Here is a 26,355-nt window from a genome sequence, read left to right as displayed (position 1 = left end):
TTTGAGATATACAATATAGATATAATTTAAAATGTTCATCAATAATTTTGACCCAGTTGCAATAGAAATATTTTCTTTAGAAATTAGATGGTATTCTCTAGCTTATATAGCTGGTATTTTATTTGGATGGTTAATAGCAAAAAAACTATTCTTAAAGAATTCTGAAATAAATAAAGACTTTGATGATTATATAACGTACTTAATCATCGGAATTATTTTAGGTGGAAGAATTGGTTATGTATTATTTTATAATTTTGAATTCTATATCAATAATCTATTAGATATTTTAAAAGTATGGGAAGGCGGCATGTCTTTTCACGGAGGAGTAATTGGTATTGTTGTAGCAACTATATTGTTTGCAAAAAAAAATAATCAAAATACGTTTCTATATTTAGATGTCGTCGCTCTAGTTGCACCTATTGGAATATTTTTTGGAAGAATTGCAAATTTTATAAATTCTGAACTTTATGGAACTATAACTAATTTACCTTGGGCAGTTACTTTCATACAAATAGATAATCAAACACGACATCCCTCACAAATTTATGAGGCATTACTAGAAGGTTTAATTTTATTTTTAATTTTAGTTTATTTTAGAAGTAGAGGAAATTTTGAAAAAGCTGGATTGATTTCTGGATTATTTTTAATTTTCTATTCAATCTTTAGATTTATTGTTGAATTTTTTAGAGTTCCAGATGATCAATTGGGATACCTAATATTCAATTTAACTATGGGTCAGTTAATAAGTTTTATCTTTTTAATAATTGGATTAATTATTTTCTTTTTGAAAAAAAATGAACAAGTCGAATAATTTACCTCTAGATCAATTTATAAATCACGCTCTTTACGATAAAGAAAATGGTTATTATATGAAAAAAAATCCCTTTGGAAAGGAAGGTGATTTTATTACGTCTCCCAACATCACAAGACTATTTTCAGAAATAATTGCGATTTGGGTAATAACTTTTTGGAAAAGCATCGGTTCACCTAAAAAATTTAACTTAATTGAACTTGGCGCTGGTAATGGAGAAATGATGAAAGTTCTGTCTGAAACATTAAAGAATTTTCCAGATTGTTTTAACTCCTGTAATTTAATGATCCATGAAAAAAGCTCATATTTAATTGATGAACAAAAAAAAAATTTAAATTCTGAAAAAATAATCTGGGTAAATGAAGTTGAAATCGATAACACATTTCCTTGCATTTATCTTGCAAACGAATTTTTTGATGCACTTCCAATAAAGCAATTTTTTAAAAAGGAGAATAATTGGTTTGAAAGATATGTTAATTTAAAAACTTACAAAAAGGCTGAGTTCAATGATAAAGAAGTTGATATTAAAACAATAGAGCAAAAACTTAAATTTGAAATATCTAGGGACCAAGATATTATTGAATACTCTCCCGAAGCGTTTAAATATCTAGAGAAAATTTGTAAAATTATTGAGAACAGAAATGGTGGACTTTTAATAATTGATTATGGATATTTAGATCTGAAAATAAAAAATACTATTCAAGCAATAAAAGATCATAAATTCTCAAACATATTAGAAGATATTGGTGATTCTGATATCACATACAATTTAAATTTTAATTTATATGCTAATTATATTAATCAATTTGAAAAACTAGATCATCTAATTACTAATCAAAAAAAATTCTTAACAAGTATGGGAATTTTGCAGAGAGCAGAGATTGTAAGTAATAATATAGCCTTCTCACAAAAAACAGATCTATTTTATAGAATTAGACGTTTAATTGATGAGAAACAAATGGGAGAGTTATTTAAGGTAATGTTGATTAAAATTAAAAACAATAAATTTAAAACAGGTTTTCAAATTGATTAAATCTAAAAAGCTTTCAAAAAATAAAGTTATCAAACATGGTTTTTTTAATAGCATCGGTGGTGTATCAAAAAATATTTATAAAAGTTTAAATTGTGGTCCAGGTTCAAATGACAATAGTTCAAGTGTAAAAAAAAATTTAAATATTGTTAAAAATAAAATTTCCAAGAAATCAAAAAATATTTTTTTACTTAACCAAATTCATAGTAATAAATTCGTGTTTATTGACAAAAAGCATAAATCAAAAATAAAACCTAAGGCTGATGCAATTATTACTGACCAAATAAATTTACCTATTGCAGTTTTGACCGCAGATTGTGTGCCAATACTGGTTTTTGATAATCAGAGAAAAATGATAGCTGCAATTCATTCAGGATGGAAGGGTGCTTTTAAGGGAATTATATCAAAAGTGATTAAATTTATGGTTAAGAGAGGGTCTAAAACAAAAAATATTACTGCAGTTATAGGTCCATCAATATCAGTTAAAAATTATGAAGTTCAAAAAGATTTTTATAAAAAATTTACAAGAAAAGACAAAACTAGTCATAAATTTTTTAAAATGGGTAAAGAAAAGTTATATTTTAACTTATCCAGTTATGTTAAATCATTAATTCTTAAGTCTGGTGTGAAAAAAATAGAAAAAATTGACGTTGATACATTCGATGCTAAAAATAAATTTTTTAGTGCTAGAAGATCAAAAAGTTTAGATCATGCTGATTATGGTAGAAATATTTCAATAATTATGCTTAATTAGGTTTTTTCATGAAATTATTATCAGGAAACAGCAATAAACCTCTTAGTAAGAATATTGCTAAATATTTAAAATCTAAATTAGTCAATTCAAGTATTAGAAATTTTTCTGATGGTGAAATTTATGTTGAGATTAATGAAAACATAAGAGGAAATAGTATTTTTATTATTCAATCTGTTTCTTCACCAGCTAATGATAATTTAATGGAACTTTTATTATGCATAGATGCTTTAAAAAGATCATCTGCCAAAAATATAACTGCTGTAATTCCATATTTTGGTTATGCAAGACAAGATAGAAAAGTTGTCCCAAGAACTTCAATTTCAGCAAAACTAGTATCTAACCTGATTACAAAAGCAGGAGCAGATCGTGTTGTAACAGTAGATTTGCACGCAGGACAAATTCAAGGATTTTTTGATATTCCAGTAGATAACTTGTTTGCTACTCCTATTTTTGCAAGACACGTTAAGAAAAAAATTAAAAGTAAAAATATGATTTGTGTTGCTCCAGATGTGGGTGGTACTGAGCGAGCAAGATCTCTTGGAAAACTTTTAAATGTTGGTCTAGCTATAGTAGATAAAAGAAGACCTAAGCCAGGACAATCTCAGGTTATGAATGTGATTGGGGATGTAAAAGGTAAGACATGTATAATTGTAGACGATATCATTGACTCTGGTGGAACAATCGTAAATGCAGCTAAAGCTCTAAAAGATAGAGGTGCAAAAGAAGTTTACGTTTATATTACTCACGGTGTACTTAGTGGCGAAGCGGTCAAAAAAATTAAAAATTCTGTTATCAAAAATTTAGTAATTACAGACACAATTGATAATAGTAACAAAATAAAAGGTGCAAAAAACATTGAAGTTTTATCTATTTCAGGGCTAATGGGTGAAGCAATTAAAAGAATATCAAATTCTACTTCTGTATCTGATTTATTTAAATAATTACCTTGTGTTATTAAGGATCTTGAGCTAAAAACCCTTGTTTTTATGAATACTTTAGAAGCTAACATCAGAGATACTAAAACAAAAGGCGAGCTTAACTCACTAAGAGATAATGGAGAAGTTCCGGCTATAATTTACGGCGGTGAAGCTCAAAATGAAAAAGTTTCTATATCTAAGAAACTGCTAAAGTCGATGTTAGAAGACTCAAATTTTTTATCTACAATTCTTACATTAAATGTAAACGGTAAACCACAAAATGTACTTCCTAGAGAAGTAAAATATCACATCTTGTCAGACGAACCTATGCATGTTGATTTTTTAAGAGTTGTGCCTGGTCTAAAAATTAGAATTGAGGTTCCAGTTAAATTTATTAATCACGAAAAATCACCTGGATTAAAAAAAGGCGGAGTATTAAATATTGTAAGAAGAAAAGTTGAATTAAAATGTCCAAGTGAAAAAATACCTGACAATCTTTTGATTGATTTAGATGGTATTGATATTGGAGTAAGTTTTAAAATTTCATCAATTAATCTAGATCCTGAAGTTGTACCAACTATTCAAGGTAGGGATTTCGTTATTGCAACACTTGCGGCTCCAACTGTAATGAAAGAGCCAGAAAAACCAGCTGAAGCTGAAGCTGCAGAGGGTGAAGCAGGTGGTGCCGACGCTGCTGCACCAGCTGAAGGCGATAAACCAGCTGCTGAAGGCGAAGAGAAGCCTGCTGAAGAAAAAAAATAAATTATTTAGACTGAAGTTTGTTTTCCATTAAAAAATTTTTATGCTTTTATTTGTAGGACTAGGTAACCCAACGCCCGATAGTGAAAATAATAGACATAATGTAGGTTTTAAAATTATAGACTCGATAAATAAAAAATTTGGTCTATCAAAACAAAAACCAAAATTTAAAGGTTTGCTTACAACAGGAAATGTTGGAGACAAAAAAATATATGCAATTAAACCTTTAACTTTCATGAATAATTCAGGAATTTGTATAAGAGAATTAATAGAATATTTTAAAATTGATGCCGAGGATGTCATAGTTTTTCATGATGATTTAGATGTAGAATTTGGGAAAATTAAAGCTAAGTTTGGTGGATCTAGTGCAGGTCATAATGGTATAGCTTCAATAGATAAATTTATTGGTAAAGACTATTCCAGAGTAAGGATTGGTATTGGAAAACCAAAAGACAATATGGAAGTAAGTGATTTTGTGCTTCAAAATTTCGATGATGATGAAATGGTTGGATTAGAAAAAATTACAAATAATATTACTGAGTCAATTTCAATATTAATTGAAAAAAAATTAGATCTATTTTCAAGTACAGTTAATAATAAATAATGAGTTTTAAATGTGGAATTGTTGGTTTGCCAAATGTTGGTAAGTCTACGCTTTTTAATGCACTAACAAATTCTAGTAAAGCACAAGCAGCTAATTTTCCATTTTGTACAATTGATCCAAATGTTGGTGTAGTTCCCGTACCAGATGAAAGATTGTCCAAATTATCAAAAGTCTCTAACTCTAAAAAGGTAATCAATACTACAATTTCATTCGTTGATATTGCTGGTCTTGTAAAAGGAGCTTCAAAAGGAGAAGGATTAGGAAATAAATTTCTTTCTCATATCAGGGAAGTTGATGCTGTAATTCATATGATTAGATGTTTTGATTCAGATGATATCCAAAATGTTAATCCTGACGTAAACCCAGTGAGAGATTTGGAAATTATTGAAACTGAAATGATGCTTGCAGATCTTGAAAGTATTCAAAAAAGATTGGAAAAAAATAACAAGAAAAATGTAGATGAGGAACAACTTAAAATTTTAGAAATTGCTCTTGATTGCATAAATAATGACAAAGATATTTCGATTCTAAAAACACAATTTGATACCAAGCAATTAAATCAAAGCGGTTTATTATCAATTAAACCAAAAATATATGTCTGTAATGTTGATGAACAAAGTGTTCAGAACGGTAATAAATATACAAATGATTTCATAGAAAAATTTGGGAATGAAAATACACTAATTGTATCCGCTGATATTGAAAATCAAATTAATGAACTACCTGCTGAAGAGAAAAAAAATTATATGGAAATGATAGGTTTAAAAGAAACTGGATTAAATATGTTAATTCAAAAAGGTTACAATATACTAGAACTAGACACTTATTTTACATCGGGTCCTGAAGAAACAAGAGCATGGACAATTAAAAAAAATTGTACAGCTCCTAAGGCAGCAGGTGAAATACATACTGATTTTGAAAAAGGGTTTATTCGAGCTGAAACTATTTCTTATGAAGATTTTATAGCAAATGATGGATGGGTAAATTCTAAAGCAAACGGGAAAATGAGATTAGAAGGAAAAGATTATATTGTTAAAGATGGAGATGTATTAAACTTCAGATTCAACACGTGACCAAATTTTCTTCATACTAAAGTAAACTAAAATAGTTAAAATAATCAAATATACTATAGCTTTAAATCCCATTTGGTGTCTTGCTTCTAAGTGAGGCTCCGCAGCCCACATTAAAAATGTTGTTACATCTTTTGACATCTGTTCAACTGATGCATTAGTACCATCCCCGTACTCTACAATTCCATCTGATAATGGTGCTGCCATTCTGATCTTATTACCATACATATATTTGTTGTAATAAACTCCATCATCCAAAGTTACTCCACTTGGTGGATCTTCATAGCCTTGAAGTAAAGAATAAATATAATCAACTCCACCACCTCTAGCTTTAACTAAAACAGACATATCTGGTGGATAAGCTCCTCCGTTAGCTGCTTGTGCGGCTTTTACATTTTCGTATGGCATTACAAATTTATCCGAAAGTTTTGCAGGTCTAGTAAACATTTCACCATCAGCATTTGGTCCATCTGTAACTTCAAAAGAAGCAGCGATTGCTTTTGCAGCTGCCTCTGAAAACTCTGGTCCACCCTCTTCTGATAAATTTCTATAGCTCAAATATTTCATTGAATGGCAAGAAGCACAAACTTCCGTATAAACTTGATATCCTCTTTGAAGAGCTGCTCTATCAAATTTTCCAAAAAGACCTTTAAAACTCCAATCTGTTTTAAGATAATCTACTTTTTCTGCAGCAAATGTTTGGACACTATTTAGAGAAAAAAATGAAAGTATTAAAATTAGTTTAAATAACTTTTTCACTTTATTTTATTTTGCTTTCTCTGTGTTTTGCGGCTGCTAAGTTTGGTGATCCACCTAAAATAGGCTCTGTTATACTTAGTGGAACAGGTAATGTTCTCTCTTTAAATCCAAGCACAGGGAGAATAACCAAGAAATGTAAGAAATAATAGGCAGTGGCTACTCTTGCAATTAATAAATAAAGACCTTCTGCAGGCATTGCTCCCATGTAACCAAGAATTAAAACGTCTGCTACTAAAATCCAGTAAAACTGTTTATACAAAGGTCTAAATACTGCTGATCTAATTTTTGAAGTATCTAGCCAAGGTAAAGCTGCAAGTATTAAAATAGCAGATAGCATTGCAATTACTCCAAGTAGTTTATCCGGTACCGATCTTAGTATTGCGTAAAAAGGTAACAAATACCATTCTGGAACTATATGAGCTGGAGTTACCATAGGATTTGCCTCTATGTAATTATCTGCGTGACCCAAAATATTAGGCGTATAAAAAACAAAAAATGCAAAAACAATCATAAACATTAATAATGCAAAACCATCTTTAATAACAATGTATGGATGGAATGGGACAGTATCCTTAGATGGTTTTTTGATATCAATACCAACTGGATTATTATTTCCAGGTACATGCAGAGCCCATATATGTAAAATTACAAGTCCTGCTATTAAGAATGGGATTAAATAATGTAGAGTAAAAAATCTTGTTAAAGTTGGATTATCAACTGAGTATCCACCCCATAACCATGTTACAATTCCCTCACCTACTAACGGGATTGCACTAAATAAATTTGTAATAACAGTTGCTCCCCAGAAACTCATTTGTCCCCAAGGTAAGACGTAGCCCATGAATGCAGCTGCCATCATTAACAAGTAAATTACTATACCTATAATCCAAATTATTTCTCTTGGTGCTTTGTAAGAACCATAAAATAACGATCTAAAGATATGAATATACACAGCAAGAAAAAACATCGATGCACCATTTGCATGTATGTATCTAATTAACCATCCGTAGTTAACATCTCTCATTATATGCTCAACACTTTCGAATGCCATGTCAGCATGAGCAATGTAATGCATTGCCAAAGTTAACCCTGTTATAATTTGTGTGATTAAGCAAAAAGTTAAAATTCCTCCAAATGTCCACCAGTAATTTAAATTTTTTGGAGTAGGATAATCCGTTAAATGGTTTGCAAGAGTTAGTAACGGTAATCTATCATTAAACCATTGACCAACTTTTGATTTAGGTTGATAATCGTGATCACTCATAACAGCTGTACTATCCTATTTTAATTGTGTTTGCGTTTACGAATTCATATTTTGGAACTTCCATATTCCAAGGAGCTGGTCCTTTTCTAATTCTTCCAGACGTATCATAGTGAGAACCGTGACAAGGACAAAACCATCCATTATAATCACCTTTGTCATTCAAAGGCACGCATCCTAAATGAGTACAAACTCCAAGCATGACTAACCATTCAGGATTTTTTGCTCTATCCTCATCTTTTTCTGGATGAATTAATTCTTCCATTTTAACAGATCTTGCTTCATCGATCTCTTCTTGTGTTCTTCTTCTAATAAAAACTGGTTTTCCTCTCCATAGAACTGTAATTGTGTTTCCAGGTTTGACTGAACTTACATCTACCTCGGTACTTGCTAATGCTTTAACTGAAGCATCTGGGTTCATTTGATCTACCATGGGCCACACTACTGCTGCAGCTCCAACTGCACCTACAGCTGTGGTCGCTGTAAATAAAAAATCTCTTCTTTTTTTTGGCTTTTTATCTGACATTTTAAATAGTTTTTTGTTAAAAAATTAATTTAATATACGATTTCTTATAAGATAACAGTAATTTTTCTACTGAAAGAATGACACATTACGGATGAAACCTAGACCTAAAATTTCACTATACGAGCCAGATATTCCGCAGAATACAGCTGCAATTATACGAACGTGTGCCTGTTTAGGGGCGGAATTAGAAATTATTGAGCCTTGTGGATTTTTATTATCTGACAAAAGGTTTAAAAGAGTTGTCATGGACTACATGGACTATGGTAAAATTAAATTCTACCAAAGTGCAGAACATTTTTTTGAAGAAAAAAAGAATCAAAGAATTGTTTTAATGACAACAAAGGGTTCTATAAATTATACTAAATTTAATTTTAAAGCTGATGATACAATATTATTTGGAAGAGAGAGTGCTGGTGTTCCAGAGAAGGTTCATAAGCTGATTGGTGATCGTCTAAAAATTCCAATGAATGAAAATGCGAGATCTCTAAATATAGCATCCTCAGTTGCAATAGTTTTAGCTGAAAGTTTAAGGCAAAATAATTTAATGTAATATGGACAATTCAATTAAAAAAGACCTAGCTAGCAATTGGTTCAAATTATTACAAAATGCAATTTGTAATGACATACTTGAATTAGAAAACAACAAAATAAAATTTGTATCAACTTCTTGGAAAAGAAACTCTAAAAAAGATGAAGGAGGTGGTGAATATAGAATTTTAAAAAATGGAAAAATTTTTGAAAAAGTAGGAGTAAATTTCTCAAAGGTATATGGAAAATTTCCTAAAAAATTTCAAAAAAATATACCAGGAGCTGAGAAAGATCCTAGATTTTGGGCTTCAGGAATTTCAATAGTTATGCATATGCAAAATCCACACATTCCAGCTATGCATTTTAATACAAGATATATCAGCACTCAAAAAAATTGGTTTGGAGGGGGAATGGATGTAACCCCAGCCATCAAAGATGATAATGAAAAAAATAAATTTCATAAAACTTTAAAGTTAATGTGTGATCAACATAATAAAAATTATTATAAAAAATATAAAAAATGGTGCGATGAATATTTTTATTTACCCCACAGAAAAGAAGCTAGAGGAATTGGGGGAATTTTTTTTGATTATAAAGATGATAATTTCGAAAAAGATTTTAAATTTGTAAGAGATGTTGGTATTACTTTTCAAATGATCTTTAATGAAATTATTAGAAAAAAAATTAAGAAAAAATGGTCTTTAAAAGAAAAAGAGAAGCAGTATATTAAAAGAGGTCGATACGCAGAATTTAATTTACTGTATGACAGAGGAACTAAATTTGGATTACAAACTGGTGGTAATGTTGAAGGAATTTTAATGTCATTACCTCCCTTAGCTAAGTGGAAATAAGAAATGGAAAAAGAACCTATAACTTTAAATGGTTTAAAAAAATTAGAGGAAGAACTTATTTTTTTAAAAGAAAAGAAAAGACCTGAGATAGTTGCCGCAATTGCTGAAGCAAGATCGCATGGAGATCTAAAAGAAAATGCCGAATATCATGCTGCAAAGGAAGAACAATCTCACAATGAAGGTAGGATTACTGAAATAAACGACATAATAGCTAGAGCTAATGTAATTGATGTAACTAAATTAAATAATGAGGGCAAAGTAATTTTTGGATCAACTGTATATTTAGAAGACTTAGATAGTGGAGAAAAAATAAATTATAAAATTGTTGGAAAAGATGAAGCTGACTTAAAACAAAAATTAATTTTCTTTCAGTCACCAATTGGAAAAGGATTAATAGGTAAAAATAAAAGTGATCTTGTGGAAATAAACACCCCCTCAGGCACAAAGAATTTTGAAATTAAAGACGTTAAATATATTTAACTTTTTACAATTTTTTCAACTTGTTTATCTGAAATTTGAAATCCATTTTGAACCCAGGTTTCTTCAATAAGTTTTAATTTATTACCTAAAATTTTACCCTCAGGAATTTTATACTTAGACATTAAAATATTTGCTCCAATTTTTAATTCAGGCAATGTTTTATTTTCATAAATTTTAAGTAATTTTAATAATTTATTTTCTACCTTACTTGAAAAGAACAATTTAAAATTAATTATATCAATCACGGTTTGTCTGCCATTATAGTAAAATATTTTATTAAAGTTTTTTTCTGTAAAACTTTTAATATTCACATTTTCTTTGAAAAAATAATGAATTAATTTGAGCCTCTTTTGATCTTTTTTTGAGATTTTAAATTTGTAAATAAAATAATCAGTATTGTCTGTTTCATCAATAATCAGTAATGCAATTATAAAAATAAAGTCAAAGCTACTGATAGCTTTAGAACTGAATGAATTTAGCTTCTTAAAATGATTAATATTTTTAAATTGTGGAAATACTATTTCTAATATTTCTAAACTTTGTTGATCTTCAAATAATTTGAGAAAATTTTTTGATTTAACTGTCTTTTTAAATTCATCTAATAATCTTTCAGCAGATAAGTTCGAAATACCTTTGATATTTTTTTTAAATATTTTAATTATCCCTGTTTTATGATTTTCATTTGAGTAATTAATATGAAAACGGAAATATCTTAATATTCTTAAATAATCCTCTTGAATTCTTTTTTCTGGATCTCCAATAAATTTTAAAACACCTTTATTTAAATCTAGCTTACCATTTTGTGGATCAAATAAATTTCCTAAACTATCAGAGTAAATAGCATTAATTGTAAAATCTCTTCTTTTTGAATCTTCTTTCCAATCAGAAGTAAATTCAACTTTTGCATGTCTTCCGTCTGTAGCAACGTCTTTTCTAAGTGAAGTAATTTCATAGTTTTTTTCATTTATTACTGCAGTTATCGTGCCGTGTTCTTTACCCGACTCAAAAAATTTAATTTGATGTTTATTTAGTGCATCACAAACTTCATCTGGTGTAATGTTAGTTGCTAAATCAATGTCATCTACTTCTTCTCGATTTATAATTTTTCTAATACATCCTCCAACAAATCTTAATTCACTATTTTCAGAATAATTGTTAATTGCTTCAAAAATTTTTTTTGCATGAGTGTTCTCGGATATGTTTTTTATATTTTTACTTATGTAATTAAGATTTTTGGACCTAAAAAAAATTTTATCTAAAAATTTATCCATATATATGGCTGGGGCGCTAGGATTCGAACCTAGGATGCAGGTACCAAAAACCCGTGCCTTACCGCTTGGCTACGCCCCAATATTATAGTTCCTATAACACAAAAAAAATAAATTTATATAGTTTTTGATACATACAACCAACAATTTTTAAATTTCCTCTTAAATTGAACTTTTGCTGAATTACAGTCTTTGACTGATTTATAGTATGCAATAACTGTAGATCCAGACCCAGTCATTCTTACAAACTCAGGATTATTAGTCTTTTCTAAAAATAACTTAATCTTTTTTATTTGTGGGTATTTTGAAATTGCAACATCTTCTAAAGTATTACTTTGATTTTTTAAAAATTTATAACCAAACATATTTTTTTTTGGATTATTAAATTTTGGTTTTTTAAAATTTTTAAAGTTAGAATAAATTTTTTTTGTCGCACAACCAAAATTGGGCTTTATTAAAAGCATATTTAGAGTTGGACAATTAAAAAATTTTTTGATTTTATTGTTTGAAAGTAAAACTGAGCTAGATGGGTCTATACCTAAAATAACATCAGACCCTATTTCAGAGCAAACCTCCGAAATTTTCTTTTCACTAATTTTAATTACCTTTTTTTTATTTAAAAAATTTAAAATACTCGCAGCATTAATAGAACCACCACCAAGTCCTGCTTTTTGAGGAATATTCTTTGTTATAGAAACTCTAAATTTTTGATTTAGCAATAATTTTTCTTGATCTAGTATTTGAAAGAGTTTTTGAACAGTATTTTTTTTTCCAATACCTTTCGCAAATTTCCCTTGAAAAGAAATATTATGTTTTTCACCTCCTTTTTTTTTTATTGAAATAACATCATACAAATCAATAAAACTAATGATGCTTTCAATTTTATGTAATGATTTATTTTTTCCTGTTACATTGAGAGCTAAATTGATTTTAGCATGAGACTTTAAATTTAATTTCATTGAATAGATTTAAAGCCAGTAATCAATTTTTTGTTTATATTTTCTCTCATATCATCTTCAGTATCATCAAAGCTCAACACACTATTCCAAAAATATCTCGCCTGAATTTTTTGATCTAGCTTCCACAATATATCTCCGTAATGATCATTTACTATTGGGTCATCAGGCATTAATTCTACAGCTCTTTTTAAATATTTTTCTGCTTCTTTATATTCCTCTATCAAGAAATATGCCCAACCAATTGAGTCAATAATATAGGGATCATTACTTTTTAAATCATATGCTATTTTTAACATTTCCATCGCTTCATCTATTTTGTAATCACGTTCTAACCAAGAATAAGCAAGATAATTTAGGACATATGCATCATTAGGTCTTATTCTTAATGCATGAAGTAAATCTTCATCTGACTTCTCATAATTACCTAATCTTTCGTAACTCCCACCTCTTCGATATAAAATATCTGATTTAATTACAGATGTATCCTCTAGTGAGGAGATTAATCTTGAATAATTATCAATTGCAAGTTCATAATTTTTAGAGTTTTTGTAAAAATTCGCTAAATCAAAAATCATCTTTGGATTAGGTTTTTCAATATTTTTAAATTTAGACTCGATATAGCTTGTGCCCTTTTCATAATTTTGTTCTTTCACTATTATTTGCGCTTCTTTTTTAACTCTAAACCAATAATAAAACTCATCAGTCGCTTTAAATTTTCTTACTATTTTTTTTACCTTGTTGTATTCACCATCTGCAAAGAAATTTTCTGCAACGAGTGATAAATTAAATTCAAATTTAGGATTTAAGTATATTGATAAATTTAAATAAAAATTTGATTTTTCAAAATTATCTTGTGACGAATAAAGATTTGATATCAAAAATAAAAATTCACTAATTATATCGTTGTGGTTTTTACATGAGAAAATTTTTTCAAAACTTTTAAACTTATTATTATCTATCCAGCTTTTGGTTTGAGTTAACAAAAGTGTTGAGCCAATATAATCAATTTGATCAATTACTGACTTTGCCTGAGCAAACTCCTTATTCTGAATTAGATAATTTATATAAAAAAATATATATCTTGAATAATCACCTTGTTGATTATTAATTAAATTTAAAAAGAAAGAGCTGGTTCTTTGATCATTATAATGACATCTTTGAAATGCCTCAGCTATTAATGATAAGTTTCCAAAATTTTTCTTATTAGGTAAAAGTTTTTTATTTTTAAAAGTGTAAATGTACTGCTTTAAAGTCTCAAAAATTACTAAATTAATTCTATTTTCTTCCTGAAATCTTAAACTTTGATCTAAGTAAATATCAGCTTTATCAAAATCATTTTTTTTCAAACTATCAATTATTAATAAAACATAAGCATCAAAAAAATCAGAGTTACTTTTTTTTGAGTTATTTTTTATAACATTTATTGCTTGCGCTACTTTGTTTTCCAATACAAGAGAATTAACGTATCTTTTTAAATAATTGTCATGGCTGTTTAGTAAAACTTTACTTAAATTGAAATATTTTAGAGCTTCTGAATTATCTCTATTTTCATAGGCTATAATACCTGAAAAATAATTAGATAAATCTCTTGAGTTGAAATCATTAAAACTTGTACTTTTAGAATAAACGGGCGTCTGATAGAATAACACTAATAATAATATGATTTTAAATATTTTAGATATCATTTAATCCTTGTAAGGTGAAAAAATTGATAAATCAAAACGACAAATTAAACGAAGAATTAATAAATACAATAGAAGCCAATTTTGTATTTGATAAAAAACCTATTAATAGGTTTTCTGAGGTCGAAAAAGAAAGTGATATCAATCAAAGAAATAAACAAGATTTATTAGAAAATCTAAAGAAACAATTAAATTCAATTGAAAATTGTAAACTAAGAAATTATTCCAAAAATATTGTTCTTGGAGAAGGAAATATTGATAGTCCTATAATGTTAATCGGAGAAGCACCAAGCGAAATTGAAGACAAAGTTGGAAACCCTTTTAAAGGAGAAAGTGGAGAGCTTTTAGACAAAATGTTAATAGCAATAGATATTAAAAGAGAAAATATTTATACAAGTTATGCAATAAATTTTAGACCACCAGAGGATAGAAAACCAACTTCACAAGAAATTAAACGTTACTCAAACTTTTTAAAAGAACATATATCTATTATTGATCCCAAAATTATAATTTTAATGGGTAGCACAGCTATGGAAGCTGTTACTGGGATTAATGAAAAAATATCTTCAGAGAGAGGTAAATGGAAAGAAATAATTTTAAATAATAATACTTATCCTTTAATGATAACTTTTAACCCTTCTTATTTAATTAGATATCCAGATAACAAAAAATATTCTTGGGAAGATTTAAAAAAAATAAGAGAAAAAGTTAAAGAGTTAAAATTAACAATTTAATGAAATTAGTAGCTGGTGTTGATGAGGTCGGCAGAGGTAGTTTAATAGGTCCTGTTTATGCTGCTGCTGTCATTCTAAAAAAATCTGTGGATCCAAGAATTTTAAAAGACTCGAAAGTGTTGAGTAAAAAAAAGAGAGAATACCTTTTTAATTATATTAAAAAAAATTCAATTTGGTCATTAGGCAAAGCTTCTGTTAACGAGATTGAAAAACTCAATATACTAAATGCAAGTTTACTTGCTATGAAAAGAGCTATATTAAAATTAACAAAAAAACCAACTCTTGTATTGATAGATGGAAACAAAATTCCAAATCTAAAAAATTATAAATTAAAATCGATCATAAAGGGTGATAGAAAAATTCCTTCAATTTCAGCAGCCTCTATAATAGCAAAGGTATCAAGAGATAGATTTGTTGCTACACTATCAAAAAAAAATAAAGGTTATCATTGGGATAAAAATTTTGGTTATGGCACCAAACAACACTTACAAGCATTAAAAAAACTAGGCATAACCAAACATCATAGAAAAACTTTCTCTCCTATATCTAGATTAACTTAATACTACATCTAGTTGTCATTAAAATTCGATACACAAATCGAATCCAATTTTTTCAATCACAGGTTGACCGAAGAATCCATTTGGAGTCTAATTAATTTTTACAAATGAAATCTGATTTTAAAAATAAAATAATTAACGGAGACAGTCTCGAAGAATTAAAAAAAATTCCAAGTGAAACCTTTGATTTAATTTTTGCTGACCCTCCATATAATTTACAATTGAAAGGTGAATTGACTAGACCAGATAGATCTAAAGTCAACGCTGTAAACGATAAGTGGGATCAATTTGAAAATTTTAAAAAATACGATGAATTCACGTATGAATGGCTTAATGAATGCAAAAGGATTTTGAAAAAGGATGGAGCTATTTGGGTTATAGGTAGTTACCATAATATTTTTAGAGTAGGAACTGCAATACAAAATCTAGGTTTCTGGATACTAAATGATGTCATCTGGAATAAAAATAATCCAATGCCTAACTTTAGAGGCACAAGATTTACAAATGCTCATGAGACTTTAATTTGGGCTTCGAAGAGTGAAAAATCAAAATACACATTTAATTATCAATCTTTAAAATGTTTAAATGATGATCTTCAGATGAGATCTAATTGGAATCTTCCTATTTGCAGTGGTTCTGAAAGACTTAAAAAAAATGGAAAAAAAATTCACTCTACTCAAAAACCAGAATCACTTTTACACAGAATTTTACTAGCTACATCAAATAAAAATGATTTAATTCTTGATCCTTTTTTAGGTTCTGGAACTTCTGCTGCAGTTGCAAAAAAACTAGGGAGAAATTATTTTGGTATAGAAAAAGAAAAGAATTATTTTAAAGCTGCTGAGGAACGTTTAAAGGCTACCAAACCAATTGAAGATGATTTGTTAGATACACTTAAAAATAATAGATCAAAACCAAGAATTCCATTTGGATCGTTGGTAGAGCTTGGAATAATTAAGCCTGGAACAAATATTTTTGATAATAAGAAAAAAATAACAGCAAGAATAATGGCTGATGGAAGTATCAAGCACAACCAAGCGGAAGGTTCTATACATAAAGTTGCAGCTACTATTTTAGGAGCTGAAAGCTGCAATGGCTGGACATTTTGGCATTGTGATATTAATGGCCGAACCTACCCAATCGATTACTTGAGACAAAGATTAATTTCTAAAAATTAATTTTTATAAATTTTACCTAAATAACTTTGCAAAAATTTTTTATTCTTAGCCAAAAGCTTTAAAAAAATATTTCTAAAAAAGATCATAATCGGATTTGATAAATGAAAAGCAAATTGATTAAAATCAGATCTTCTATTAATCATTTTCACTCTCTCTAATCTAGAATTATAAAAATCATTTTTTTGGTTAATTATAACTTCATGTAATTGATTGGCTCCTTCTATTGATTGTGAGGCTCCCTGAGCAAAAGAAGGAGAGAATGCAAAAAAAGCATCTCCAACTAAATAAATATTTTTGGGAGGAATAAATGGATTTTTACTTACAAAAACTGGAAACAATTTAATATCTTCAAGACTCTGAAATACTTTTGATGAAATTTTCTTGGATAATTTTTGTTTAATGTTCTCAATAAATGTACTTTCATTACAAAGATTATGGTTTTTTTGCTGATCAGAATTTAACTTATTCTTCGATATCCCAATGAAATTAAAATTTTTATCATTATTAAGTGGATATAATACATAATGAAAATCTGATCCTAAAAATAAAGAAACATTCTCCTCGTTTATATTATCAAGACTTTCTTTGGATACACTGGCTCTAACTGCGATAGTGTTATTGTAAATTGGTTCTGAATTATTATTTGAAATTAATGACTTTGCTTTTGAAAATACACCATCTGAAATAATTAAATGATCACAAGTTATTTTTTCTTTATCAAAAGTTAAATTTATTGAATCATTACTGGATTCTATCTTGTCTAAACTGCAGTTAAACTGGATTGTATTTTTATCCAGTCCATTTATTAGAAACTGAAGTAATTTTGATCTTTTTAATGTTGTGTACTTACAATCATCAGAATTAAATTCTGAAATATCTAAATCGCAAATTTTCTTTGAATTTTTAATTTCATAAAAATCAATTTTTTTTGGATTAAATTTCTCTTTGTCCGACAAGGAAGAGAAGCCTAATTTGTTTAATAACTTTACGCTATTAACAGATAATTGAATACCATAACCTTCTTCTATTTCTAATGAAGTTTTTTTTTCATAAATTGTGACCTGATAATCTTTATTTCCTTTAAATAAGTTAGCTATAAACAGACCCGAAATACCTGCGCCAATAATTGCTATTTTTTTCATTTTTGACTTTCTAAGAATTTTATTATCTTTTTGGTAAATGTTGGAAGTACATAATTTTCAAGCTTTGCAGGATTTATCCAATTAATATTTTTGTCAAAGTTATGCTTCTTTTTATATTCAATTTTAATATTCATATTCATATTAGATATTTTAAAATTTAAATCTTTATCAAAATTTTTAGGATTATTTAATTGATCCATTGGAAAAATATTTAAATTTTTCAAAAAATTAAATTCATTATTTTTGATTAATAAATATTGATTATTTTTTTTATAAACATTTAATTTATAATATGTTTCCTTGTTAATTTTCTTAAATTTCACTAAATCAAAATTTTTATTTTTGAATGCTTTGCAATTATAAGATAATGGACATTTATTGCATGAAGGGTTTGTAGGTTTACAAATTAATGCACCGAGTTCCATCAAAGCTTGCGCATAATCGCTTGATCTTTTTGTTGATGTGCCAAAAATTTTTTTTTGATCTTGTAAGAATTCTTTTTTAATTTGACTTTGTTTCTTTAAATATAAGTATCTTTTTAATACTCTTTCAATGTTTCCATCCAAAGGAATTATTGGTTTGTTAAATGCGATTGCTGAAATTGCACTCGCTGTATAATCGCCAATACCTGGTAATGATTTTAATTCATAAAAATCTCTAGGTATTTTTTTATTGAATTTTTTAACAATTATTTGAGCAGTTTTTTTTAAATTTCTTACTCTTGAATAATATCCAAGACCTTCCCAAAGTTTGGTTAATTTTCTATCATTATATTTTGATAACTTTTCAATATTAGGGATATTTTTAATAAATCTATTAAAATAAGGTATCACAGTAGCAACCTGAGTTTGTTGCAACATGAACTCGCTAACCAATGTAAAGTATTGTTTCTTTTCTTGTGAAACCTTATTTCTCCAAGGTAAAGACCTCTTATTTATATCGTACCAATTGAGAATTTTATTTGTTATTATTAGATCTTTCATATGCAATTTAAAAATAATACTAAGCAGAGAAATAATAGCATTCAAGGGTTAAAATCTTTCAAAGACACTTTGCCAAAAAATCTAAAAAAAATTATTAATAAAAAAGGTCATATATATTCAGAAACACTGAGTAATTGGAAATATTTAGTTGGAAATGAATTGTTTAAAGTCTGTTTCCCAAAAACATTCAAAAACTCAAATCGATTTGGTGTCAGTACTTTAGTTGTAATGGTTAAAAGAGGCCATGAGGTAGATGTAGAATATTCAAAAAAAAATATATTAGATAAAATGAATAATTTTTTCGGCTACGATGTTGTTGAAAAGCTTAAATTTATTAGCTTTGATGACGAACAAAAAACTAGCAGTTTGAATGAAATTAATTCTAATAATGTGGCAATTAGTAAATATCGAGATAAAATCAAAGATGTTAAAAACGAAAAAATTAAAAAATCATTAACAGAATTAACAAAAGTTTATAAAGAAAAATGAAAAAAATTATATTACTTGCCATAATTGTTTTGGGAAGCTTTTCAAATTTAAATGCAGAAGAAGTAAAAAGAATTATTGTTGGAAATGAAGACGCAAAAATAACTATAATTGCGTTTGAGTCGCTAACTTGTAGCCATTGTGCAAATTTTCATAAAAACGTTTATCCAGAACTTAAAAAAGAATATCTGGACACAGGGCTTGCAAAAATAGAGTTCAGACACTTTCCTTTAGATATTGCCGCCTTCAACGCTTCAAAAGTTGCTCAATGTAAAAATGATGGTAATGCTGATATTTTGGAAAGTTTATATGCTAACCAACAAAAATGGGTAAAGGGAAGCTCTATTGAAGAGGCAAATAAAAATCTTCAAATATTTTTAAAAAATGAAGGTTTCTCTATCGATTTTGAATCTTGTGTGAATAACAAAAATATTGAGGATTTTGTGTTAAATGACCGAATAGAGGGTGCAAAAAATTTCAAAGTAAACGCAACCCCTACGATAATAATAAACAACGAAAAATTCGAAAAAAAACTTAATTATAAAAATTTGAAAAAAGCACTAGAAAAAATGATATAAGTTAGTGCATGGAGTTTAAAAAAATCCAATTAAATGGATTTAAATCATTTGCTGAAAAAACAAATTTCTTAATAGAAGAAGGCCTTACTGGAATAGTTGGTCCTAACGGCTGTGGAAAGTCTAACATAGTTGAATCTTTGAGATGGGTAATGGGAGAGACCTCTGCAAAAAGTATGAGAGGTTCAGGAATGGAAGATGTAATTTTTTCAGGTACATCTAATAAAGCATCAAAAAATATTGCTGAAGTTTCGATAGAAGTAGAGAACAAAGAAAAAGAAGGTCCCATTCAGTATCGTGAATTAGAAAACATTCAAGTTAGACGAAAAATTGAAAAAGATAAGGGTTCTAAATTTTATATTAATGACAAAGAGGTAAGAGCAAGAGATGCTCAAATGTTTTTTGCAGATCTTTCAACGGGCGCACATTCCCCTTCTATGATTAGCCAAGGAAGAATTGGAGCTTTAGTGACAGCAAAACCTACTGACAGAAGAGCAATACTTGAGGAGGCAGCTGGAATTTCTGGTTTACATGTAAGAAGACATGAAGCTGAACTTAGACTCGGCGCTGCTGAAAATAATTTAAAAAGAGCTGATGAATTACGAAGGCAACAAGAAAAACAATTGGCAAATCTTCAAAAACAAGCGGAAGAAGCTACAAAATACAAATTAATTTCAGAGGAAATAAAAAAAATAGAGGCCGGACTATATTATCTAAGATTATTGGATATCGATAAGGAAATAAGAATAGAAAATGAAATTAATACAGAGGCAGGAGGAGAAGTTGAAAGTTTCAACAATCAGATATCTGAACTTGAAAACTTAATAAAAACTTCAACTGATAAAGTTGCTCCACTTAGAGAAAAAAATATTGAGAATTTATCAAGAATACAGAGACTTAATTTGGAACTACAGAACCTAGATGAGGAAAATACTAGAATTCAAGATGAAATTGAAACAATTAAGAAATCAATAAAGACTTTAGACGAAGACATATCAAGAGAAAATGGAATTATTATTGATGCTAACTCTAATGAAAAAAGATTAAAGGAAGAAAAGTCAGACTTAATTGAAGTAGATTCAAAATATTTTGAAACAGAAAAGTTATCAAACGAAGATCTAGAAAATGCAAAAAATGAACTAGAAAGAGAGCAAAAAGAAGTTGACGAAGTTGTTAATAATTTAGCTGACGATACAATTAAAATAAGCATTGGTCCTATAAAGAATGTAAAAAATTCAATTACTAGAGCAAAAGAATTAATTGAAAGTAATGAGATAAATCAAGCAGTTACATTACTCGATAGATGTAATATGGAATTAGACAATTTTATTAATGATTTAAAAAATGAAAAATCAAGAACAGAGCTATTAAGTGTAAATGAGAAATCTCAAAATATAAAAATACTTCAAGAAAAATATGCTGATGCATATAGTAAAAATCAATCAATAAAGAATGAATCAGTAAAAAGAAATGAAAGAATAAAAACAATAGAGACTGAAATAGAAAGCTGGAAAAATCTTTTATCTAATTCAGAAAAGATGGTAAATGAATTAACTGAAAGAAAAAATAAATTATCTAAACAATTAAACGATTTAGAAAATCAGCCAAGAGTACAAGCAGAAAGAAAAGGTCAAATTACAGAAAATTTAAGAATTTCTGATGAAGAAAAAATAGAGAACGAAAAAATTATAGAAGAAACTGATAAAAAAATTGAAACCTTAAGAGCTCAACTAAATGAAATACAAGAGCAATCAATTCAAATTAGAGAGCGAAAAGCTAGCTCAGGTGCAACCATAGAAGGTTTACAAAAAAGAAAAAACGATTTGCTTGATAGGGTTAATACAGAATTAAATTTAACAGAAGAAAATATTTTAGAAAATTCAAATTTATTTGGAGTTGAAGAACTTCCAAATCATGTTGATCAAGAAGATGCATTAGATAAAAAAAAACAACAAAGAGATCAATTAGGTTCTGTAAATTTAAAAGCAGATGAGGAAACTAGTAAGTATGAAGAAGAAATAAAAAAAATGGAACAAGATCGCAGTGACCTAGTTACCGCAATTGTTAAACTTAAAGATAGCATTGATGAGCTAAATCAAAAAGGAAGGGAAAGACTTATTGAGGCATTTGAAAAAGTTAACAGAAAATTTAATGAGGTTTATACAAAACTTTTTAATGGAGGAAATGCCAAGCTTGAATTAGTAGACTCTGATGATCCATTAGAAGCTGGTTTAGAAATGTTGGTCAGTCCACCAGGAAAAAGGCTTCAATCTATAACTTTATTATCTGGTGGTGAACAAGCACTAACTGCCCTATCTTTAATATTTGCAGTATTTTTAACTAACCCTTCTCCAATTTGTGTTTTAGATGAGGTGGATGCTCCTCTTGATGATGCTAACGTTACAAGATTTTGTAGCTTACTAGAGGAGTTAATTAAAATTACTAACACTAAATTTATAATTGTTACTCACCACGCCTTAACAATGTCTAAAATGAACAGGCTATATGGGGTAACTATGCCACAAAAAGGGATAAGCCAACTAGTAGCTGTAGACCTTCAAAAAGCAGAAAGTATGGTTGCTTAACCAGGATAAATGAGAAAAGACCCTTTTAAAACTCGCTTAGAGATTGCAAAAAGCAAGATTTCTAAGAAAAATCTTTATAACAAGAAGGATAACCCCTCACCTATTGGAACTGCATTCAAATTGAGCACAGAACTTGTATCTGCAGTGGCCGTCGGGACAATTATTGGGTTTATTTTTGACAAGACCTTTGGTACTAAACCCTGGTTTATATTAATATTTTTTTTTGTTGGGGTGATCGCTGGAATAACAAACGTGATTAGATCAGCAAAAAAGATGCAAAAATAAGTTAGTACTATGGCAGCAAACCCGATGTCCCAATTCGATGTTTATAGAATTGGACCTGAAATAAAAGTTGGAGCATTTGATATATCTTTTACAAACGCAAGTTTGTTTATGATTATAAGTACAGTTTCTATTTTATTAATTTTTAATTTAGGATCTAAGAAAAATTCAATCTTACCAAATAAAATTCAATTATTAGCGGAACTTAGCTACACCTTTGTTGCTAAAATGATTAGTGATACAGCTGGTTCTAAAGCAAAACCATATTTTGCATTTATTTTTTCATTGTTCATGTTTGTTTTATTTTGCAACATGTTTGGAATGATACCGTACACATTCACTGTAACTAGTCATATTATCGTTACATTTGTTCTTGCTGCATTTATCTTTATTGGCGTAACAGTAATTGGATTTATTAAACATGGTTTTGGATATTTAAAATTGTTTGTACCAAGTGGAGTACCAGCGGTATTACTTCCTTTAATAGTAGTTATTGAAATTATTTCTTATTTAAGTAGACCAATAAGTCTATCAGTTAGATTATTTGCAAATATGATGGCTGGTCATACAATGATGAAAGTTTTCGGAGGCTTTGTAATTAGTCTTGGAATAGTTGGTGGATGGCTTCCACTAAGTTTTTCGGTTGCATTAACTGGTTTGGAGATATTAGTTGCTTTTCTTCAAGCATATGTTTTTGCAATTTTAACCTGCATCTATTTAAATGATGCATTAAATTTACACCATTAATAACAGAGGAGGATATAATGGAATTAGAAGCAGCAAAAATGATCGGAGCAGGTTTAGCAGCAATAGCTTTAGCTGGTGCCGGTGTTGGTATTGGAATAATTTTTGGAAATTATTTATCAGGTGCTATGAGAAACCCATCAGCAGCTCAGAAACAATTTCCTAACCTACTTTTAGGTTTTGCACTTGCTGAAGCAACAGGATTATTTGGATTAGTTGTTGCATTGATTATTTTATTTGCGTTTTAAGTTAATGGTCAAAAAAATATATCCTCATCTAATATTTTTAAGCTTCTTTTTTATTAAAGAAGCTTTTGCCGCTGAAAGTGGAGGTATGCCTCAATTAAATCCAGAGTTTTGGGTTTCTCAGATTTTCTGGTTAGTACTTACTTTTGGGATAATGTATTTGGTTTTATCTAAATTAATTCTTCCAAAAATTAGTAACAACTTAGAGTCTAGGAAATCACAAATTCTAGAAAATATTGAGGCAGCTGAAAAACAAAGAGAAGATAGTGAGACCAAACTTAAAGAATATGATCAAATAATTTTAAAAAGCAAAACTGAAGCTAATGCTATGTTTAATCAAGCAAGAGAAAAGGCAGTTAAAGATATAAACGCTAAAAGAGACGTTCTTGATAAACAAATAGATGACGAAATAGCTAAAGCGGAAAAAGAAATCCAAGCTTTAAGAGATAATGCGCCTGACAAAATAAATAAAATTGCTATAGAAACGTCATCTGAGTTACTTCAGAAACTGATTGGTGCTGAAGTAAATAATAGCAGTATATCAGCAATTGTTGACGATCTATCTAGAAGAAACGGAGATAAATACTATGGCAATTGATGCAACTTTCTGGGTTGCAATTTCATTTGTAATCTTCATCGGGGTTTTAGTTTACTTTAAAATTCCACAAAAAGTTTCTCAAATGCTTGATGGTATGATTTCTGACATCAAAAATGAGATAGATGAAAGTGAAAAATTGAGAATAGAAGCAAAAACTTTACTCGATAATGCTCAAAAAAAATTAGATACAGCTAGTTCTGTAAGTAATGAAATTTTGGAAAATGCAAAAAAAGAGTCGGATAAGTTAATAATTGATTTAAATGATAAATTTCATAAATCATCAGAAATTAAAAAAAGTTTGGCTGAAAATAAAATTAGCCAAATGAAAGAGGCTGCATTGAAAGAAATAAAAGATGCTTCAATCAAAATAGCGGTAGACTCAGTAAAAAAAATCATAACTACTTCAGTTGATAAATCTAAACTGGATGCTGTATTTCAAAAAAATTTAGAAGAAACTAAAGAACAGCTAAAAAAAATAAACTCATAATACGGTTACAATTTCCTGAAAAAGCTATAAATTACAGCAATGAATTCTATAGTTATTGGATCTGGATTTGGTGGTATTGCTGCAGCAATAAGACTAAGAGCCAAAGGACACAAAGTAAAATTAATAGAAAAACATTCAGACCTAGGTGGAAGAGCTAGAGTTTTCAAAAAAGATGGTTTTACCTATGATGCTGGGCCAACAGTAATAACAGCTCCATATTTAATTAACGAACTATTCAGTTTGTTTAATAAAAATCCTGAGGACTACATAAAACTAACCCCACTTAAAATTTGGTATCAATTTGTTTTTGAGGACCAAACTAAATTTAATTACTCAGGTGATGAAATAGAAATGAAAAAACAAATTGAAAATTTAAATCAAGAAGATGTTAAGGGGTATGAAGATTTAGTACATTTTACCAAAAAAATTTTTGAGAAGGGATTTTTAGAGCTTGCAGATGTTCCATTTGATAAACCTTTTTTTATGATGAAACAGCTGCCAGCATTATTAAAACTTAAGAGTTATAAATCAGTTTATTCATTAGTATCGTCTTATGTAAAAAATGAAAAATTAAGAAGGATGCTTAGTATGCATCCACTTTTGGTTGGTGGTAATCCGTTCACAACTACATCAATTTATGGGCTAATTCTTTATTTAGAAAAAAAATGGGGCATTCATTATTCAATGGGTGGTACGGGAAATATAATTAAAGGATTTGAAAAGTTAATGAAGGAAATAGAAATCGAAATAATAAAAAATACTGAGGTAAAAGAAATTATTACTAAGAATAATAAAATTACTGGTGTTGTAGTTGACAATGAAGAGATTATCGAAGCTGATAATGTTATTTGTAATGCAGACCCTCCTGCTTTTTATGAAAAGATGACTAGTAAAAACCTAAAAAATTCAATGCTGTTTGATTGGAAACAAAAGAGGATGGATTACTCAATGGGTTTATTTGTTTATTATTTTGGAACCAAAAAAGTCTATGAAAACGTTGAGCATCATACAATTAAATTTGGGAACAAATATAAAGAACATCTGGATGATATTTTTGATTATAAAAAATTAAATAACGATATTAGCTATTATCTACATAGACCTTCTGCAACAGATAAGAGCATGGCTCCTGAGGGTAGTGATTGTTTTTATGTTTTGGTGCCAGTTCCAAATAATCAATCAAATATAGATTGGCAAATAGAAGGTGAAAAAATGAAAAATCTTGTGGTTGATAAAATGGAAAATGATTTAATGCCAAATCTTAGAGATAATATCGTATCAGACTTTTATCTTACACCTGATTATTTTGAGAAAGAACTAAATACAAAATATGGATCAGGTTTTTCAATTCAGCCTAAATTCACTCAATCAGCTTATTTTAGATTTCATAATAAATCAGAGATTTATGATGGTTTATATTTTGTTGGTGCTGGAACTCACCCAGGTGCGGGAGTACCAGGAGTACTTTCATCAGCAAAAGTATTAGATAAATTGATCTAA

At 28.6% G+C, this 26,355-nt stretch carries 30 protein-coding genes and 1 tRNA gene; 22 read left to right on the top strand and 9 right to left on the bottom strand.

What is annotated here, in order from left to right; translation table 11 throughout:
- The first annotated feature begins 31 nt into the window (after window positions 1-31).
- The 7 genes from lgt to ychF are packed head-to-tail and all read left to right on the top strand — an operon-like array spanning window position 32 to window position 5,948.
- Window positions 32-811, top strand: a complete 780-nt coding sequence (lgt, locus tag ACTTA0_RS02415) for a prolipoprotein diacylglyceryl transferase (RefSeq protein WP_440675905.1) — start codon at window positions 32-34, stop codon at window positions 809-811.
- Window positions 795-1,844, top strand: coding sequence for an SAM-dependent methyltransferase (locus ACTTA0_RS02410; RefSeq protein WP_440675903.1), 1,050 nt, complete (start codon window positions 795-797; stop codon window positions 1,842-1,844). Before lgt ends, ACTTA0_RS02410 begins: the two co-directional genes overlap by 17 nt.
- On the top strand, window positions 1,837-2,595 hold the full coding sequence (gene pgeF / locus ACTTA0_RS02405) for a peptidoglycan editing factor PgeF (RefSeq protein WP_440675901.1): 759 nt from the start codon (window positions 1,837-1,839) through the stop codon (window positions 2,593-2,595). Before ACTTA0_RS02410 ends, pgeF begins: the two co-directional genes overlap by 8 nt.
- Window positions 2,596-2,603: 8 nt before the next feature.
- Window positions 2,604-3,536 carry a ribose-phosphate pyrophosphokinase gene (locus ACTTA0_RS02400; RefSeq protein ID WP_440675899.1) on the top strand — a complete coding sequence of 311 codons (933 nt, stop codon included), beginning with the start codon at window positions 2,604-2,606 and terminating at the stop codon, window positions 3,534-3,536.
- Window positions 3,537-3,581: 45 nt separating this feature from the next.
- Complete coding sequence (locus ACTTA0_RS02395; RefSeq protein ID WP_440675897.1) at window positions 3,582-4,274, top strand: 50S ribosomal protein L25/general stress protein Ctc; 693 nt, start codon at window positions 3,582-3,584, stop codon at window positions 4,272-4,274.
- Window positions 4,275-4,314: 40 nt separating this feature from the next.
- Window positions 4,315-4,875, top strand: a complete 561-nt coding sequence (pth, locus tag ACTTA0_RS02390) for an aminoacyl-tRNA hydrolase (RefSeq protein WP_440675895.1) — start codon at window positions 4,315-4,317, stop codon at window positions 4,873-4,875.
- Window positions 4,875-5,948 (top strand): redox-regulated ATPase YchF, encoded by a 1,074-nt coding sequence (gene ychF, locus ACTTA0_RS02385; RefSeq protein WP_440675894.1) that lies wholly within the window; start codon window positions 4,875-4,877, stop codon window positions 5,946-5,948. Before pth ends, ychF begins: the two co-directional genes overlap by 1 nt.
- Here the strand turns inward: ychF and ACTTA0_RS02380 are convergent.
- Genes ACTTA0_RS02380 through petA form a run of 3 tightly spaced genes read right to left on the bottom strand, consistent with a single transcriptional unit; the run spans window position 5,925 to window position 8,491 of the window.
- Window positions 5,925-6,683, bottom strand: coding sequence for a cytochrome c1 (locus tag ACTTA0_RS02380; RefSeq protein ID WP_440647128.1), 759 nt, complete (start codon window positions 6,681-6,683; stop codon window positions 5,925-5,927). The genes ychF and ACTTA0_RS02380 overlap by 24 nt on opposite strands.
- A gap of 22 nt (window positions 6,684-6,705) precedes the next feature.
- Window positions 6,706-7,968 carry a cytochrome b gene (locus ACTTA0_RS02375; RefSeq protein WP_440613798.1) on the bottom strand — a complete coding sequence of 421 codons (1,263 nt, stop codon included), beginning with the start codon at window positions 7,966-7,968 and terminating at the stop codon, window positions 6,706-6,708.
- Between the two features lie 10 nt (window positions 7,969-7,978).
- On the bottom strand, window positions 7,979-8,491 hold the full coding sequence (gene petA, locus ACTTA0_RS02370; protein ID WP_075506393.1) for a ubiquinol-cytochrome c reductase iron-sulfur subunit: 513 nt from the start codon (window positions 8,489-8,491) through the stop codon (window positions 7,979-7,981).
- Window positions 8,492-8,582: 91 nt separating this feature from the next.
- Here petA and ACTTA0_RS02365 point away from each other — a divergent pair, with 91 nt between their 5' ends.
- From ACTTA0_RS02365 to greA, 3 genes are read left to right on the top strand one after another with little or no spacing between them, the layout of a single operon-like run.
- Entirely contained in the window at window positions 8,583-9,041 is a 459-nt protein-coding gene (locus tag ACTTA0_RS02365) for a tRNA (cytidine(34)-2'-O)-methyltransferase (protein WP_440650960.1), read from the top strand.
- A gap of 1 nt (window position 9,042) precedes the next feature.
- Entirely contained in the window at window positions 9,043-9,870 is an 828-nt protein-coding gene (gene hemF, locus ACTTA0_RS02360) for an oxygen-dependent coproporphyrinogen oxidase (RefSeq protein WP_440675892.1), read from the top strand.
- Between the two features lie 3 nt (window positions 9,871-9,873).
- Entirely contained in the window at window positions 9,874-10,350 is a 477-nt protein-coding gene (gene greA, locus ACTTA0_RS02355; protein ID WP_440675890.1) for a transcription elongation factor GreA, read from the top strand.
- Here greA and ACTTA0_RS02350 read toward each other — a convergent pair.
- From ACTTA0_RS02350 to ACTTA0_RS02335, 4 genes are all read right to left on the bottom strand, one after another.
- A complete protein-coding gene (locus ACTTA0_RS02350; RefSeq protein WP_440675889.1) occupies window positions 10,347-11,621 on the bottom strand; it encodes a CCA tRNA nucleotidyltransferase in 1,275 nt (424 codons plus the stop codon). The two genes, greA and ACTTA0_RS02350, sit on opposite strands and share 4 nt — an antisense overlap.
- Window positions 11,622-11,626: 5 nt before the next feature.
- Window positions 11,627-11,700: transfer RNA gene (locus tag ACTTA0_RS02345), tRNA-Gln, on the bottom strand.
- Between the two features lie 34 nt (window positions 11,701-11,734).
- A complete protein-coding gene (locus ACTTA0_RS02340; RefSeq protein ID WP_440675887.1) occupies window positions 11,735-12,577 on the bottom strand; it encodes a 4-(cytidine 5'-diphospho)-2-C-methyl-D-erythritol kinase in 843 nt (280 codons plus the stop codon).
- Window positions 12,574-14,262: a tetratricopeptide repeat protein gene (locus ACTTA0_RS02335; protein WP_440675886.1), complete on the bottom strand. Its 1,689-nt coding sequence runs from the start codon at window positions 14,260-14,262 to the stop codon at window positions 12,574-12,576. Before ACTTA0_RS02335 ends, ACTTA0_RS02340 begins: the two co-directional genes overlap by 4 nt.
- A 14-nt stretch (window positions 14,263-14,276) precedes the next feature.
- Here ACTTA0_RS02335 and ACTTA0_RS02330 point away from each other — a divergent pair, with 14 nt between their 5' ends.
- From ACTTA0_RS02330 to ACTTA0_RS02320, 3 genes are all read left to right on the top strand, one after another.
- On the top strand, window positions 14,277-14,993 hold the full coding sequence (locus ACTTA0_RS02330; protein WP_440675885.1) for a uracil-DNA glycosylase: 717 nt from the start codon (window positions 14,277-14,279) through the stop codon (window positions 14,991-14,993).
- Window positions 14,993-15,553 (top strand): ribonuclease HII, encoded by a 561-nt coding sequence (locus ACTTA0_RS02325; RefSeq protein WP_440675884.1) that lies wholly within the window; start codon window positions 14,993-14,995, stop codon window positions 15,551-15,553. The genes ACTTA0_RS02330 and ACTTA0_RS02325 overlap by 1 nt, the downstream gene beginning before the upstream one ends.
- A gap of 104 nt (window positions 15,554-15,657) precedes the next feature.
- On the top strand, window positions 15,658-16,728 hold the full coding sequence (locus tag ACTTA0_RS02320; protein WP_440675882.1) for a site-specific DNA-methyltransferase: 1,071 nt from the start codon (window positions 15,658-15,660) through the stop codon (window positions 16,726-16,728).
- Here ACTTA0_RS02320 and ACTTA0_RS02315 read toward each other — a convergent pair.
- Window positions 16,725-17,870: an FAD-dependent monooxygenase gene (locus tag ACTTA0_RS02315; RefSeq protein WP_440675881.1), complete on the bottom strand. Its 1,146-nt coding sequence runs from the start codon at window positions 17,868-17,870 to the stop codon at window positions 16,725-16,727. The two genes, ACTTA0_RS02320 and ACTTA0_RS02315, sit on opposite strands and share 4 nt — an antisense overlap.
- A complete protein-coding gene (locus ACTTA0_RS02310) occupies window positions 17,867-18,853 on the bottom strand; it encodes an A/G-specific adenine glycosylase (protein ID WP_440675879.1) in 987 nt (328 codons plus the stop codon). Before ACTTA0_RS02310 ends, ACTTA0_RS02315 begins: the two co-directional genes overlap by 4 nt.
- Between ACTTA0_RS02310 and ACTTA0_RS02305 the strand changes: the two genes are divergently transcribed.
- The 9 genes from ACTTA0_RS02305 to crtI are packed head-to-tail and all read left to right on the top strand — an operon-like array spanning window position 18,854 to window position 26,355.
- The gene (locus ACTTA0_RS02305) at window positions 18,854-19,342 is read left to right on the top strand and encodes a DUF721 domain-containing protein (RefSeq protein WP_440675878.1); all 489 of its coding nucleotides are present in this window, start codon (window positions 18,854-18,856) and stop codon (window positions 19,340-19,342) included.
- Complete coding sequence (locus tag ACTTA0_RS02300; RefSeq protein WP_440675877.1) at window positions 19,339-19,917, top strand: thioredoxin domain-containing protein; 579 nt, start codon at window positions 19,339-19,341, stop codon at window positions 19,915-19,917. The genes ACTTA0_RS02305 and ACTTA0_RS02300 overlap by 4 nt, the downstream gene beginning before the upstream one ends.
- A gap of 8 nt (window positions 19,918-19,925) precedes the next feature.
- Complete coding sequence (locus ACTTA0_RS02295; RefSeq protein WP_440675876.1) at window positions 19,926-22,499, top strand: chromosome segregation SMC family protein; 2,574 nt, start codon at window positions 19,926-19,928, stop codon at window positions 22,497-22,499.
- A gap of 9 nt (window positions 22,500-22,508) precedes the next feature.
- Window positions 22,509-22,784 (top strand): AtpZ/AtpI family protein, encoded by a 276-nt coding sequence (locus tag ACTTA0_RS02290; protein ID WP_440675874.1) that lies wholly within the window; start codon window positions 22,509-22,511, stop codon window positions 22,782-22,784.
- A 9-nt stretch (window positions 22,785-22,793) separates the two neighbouring features.
- Complete coding sequence (locus tag ACTTA0_RS02285) at window positions 22,794-23,528, top strand: F0F1 ATP synthase subunit A (RefSeq protein WP_075506408.1); 735 nt, start codon at window positions 22,794-22,796, stop codon at window positions 23,526-23,528.
- A 17-nt stretch (window positions 23,529-23,545) separates the two neighbouring features.
- Window positions 23,546-23,773 (top strand): F0F1 ATP synthase subunit C, encoded by a 228-nt coding sequence (locus tag ACTTA0_RS02280; protein WP_006997791.1) that lies wholly within the window; start codon window positions 23,546-23,548, stop codon window positions 23,771-23,773.
- A 4-nt stretch (window positions 23,774-23,777) separates the two neighbouring features.
- Window positions 23,778-24,368 (top strand): F0F1 ATP synthase subunit B family protein, encoded by a 591-nt coding sequence (locus ACTTA0_RS02275; RefSeq protein WP_440675873.1) that lies wholly within the window; start codon window positions 23,778-23,780, stop codon window positions 24,366-24,368.
- Complete coding sequence (locus tag ACTTA0_RS02270; RefSeq protein ID WP_440675871.1) at window positions 24,358-24,855, top strand: F0F1 ATP synthase subunit B family protein; 498 nt, start codon at window positions 24,358-24,360, stop codon at window positions 24,853-24,855. Before ACTTA0_RS02275 ends, ACTTA0_RS02270 begins: the two co-directional genes overlap by 11 nt.
- Window positions 24,856-24,894: 39 nt before the next feature.
- A complete protein-coding gene (gene crtI / locus ACTTA0_RS02265; protein WP_440675869.1) occupies window positions 24,895-26,355 on the top strand; it encodes a phytoene desaturase family protein in 1,461 nt (486 codons plus the stop codon).

This window comes from Candidatus Pelagibacter sp. HIMB1593 (assembly GCF_052047755.1).
Taxonomy (GTDB): domain Bacteria; phylum Pseudomonadota; class Alphaproteobacteria; order Pelagibacterales; family Pelagibacteraceae; genus Pelagibacter.
This window is presented reverse-complemented; position numbering and strand designations above follow the sequence as displayed.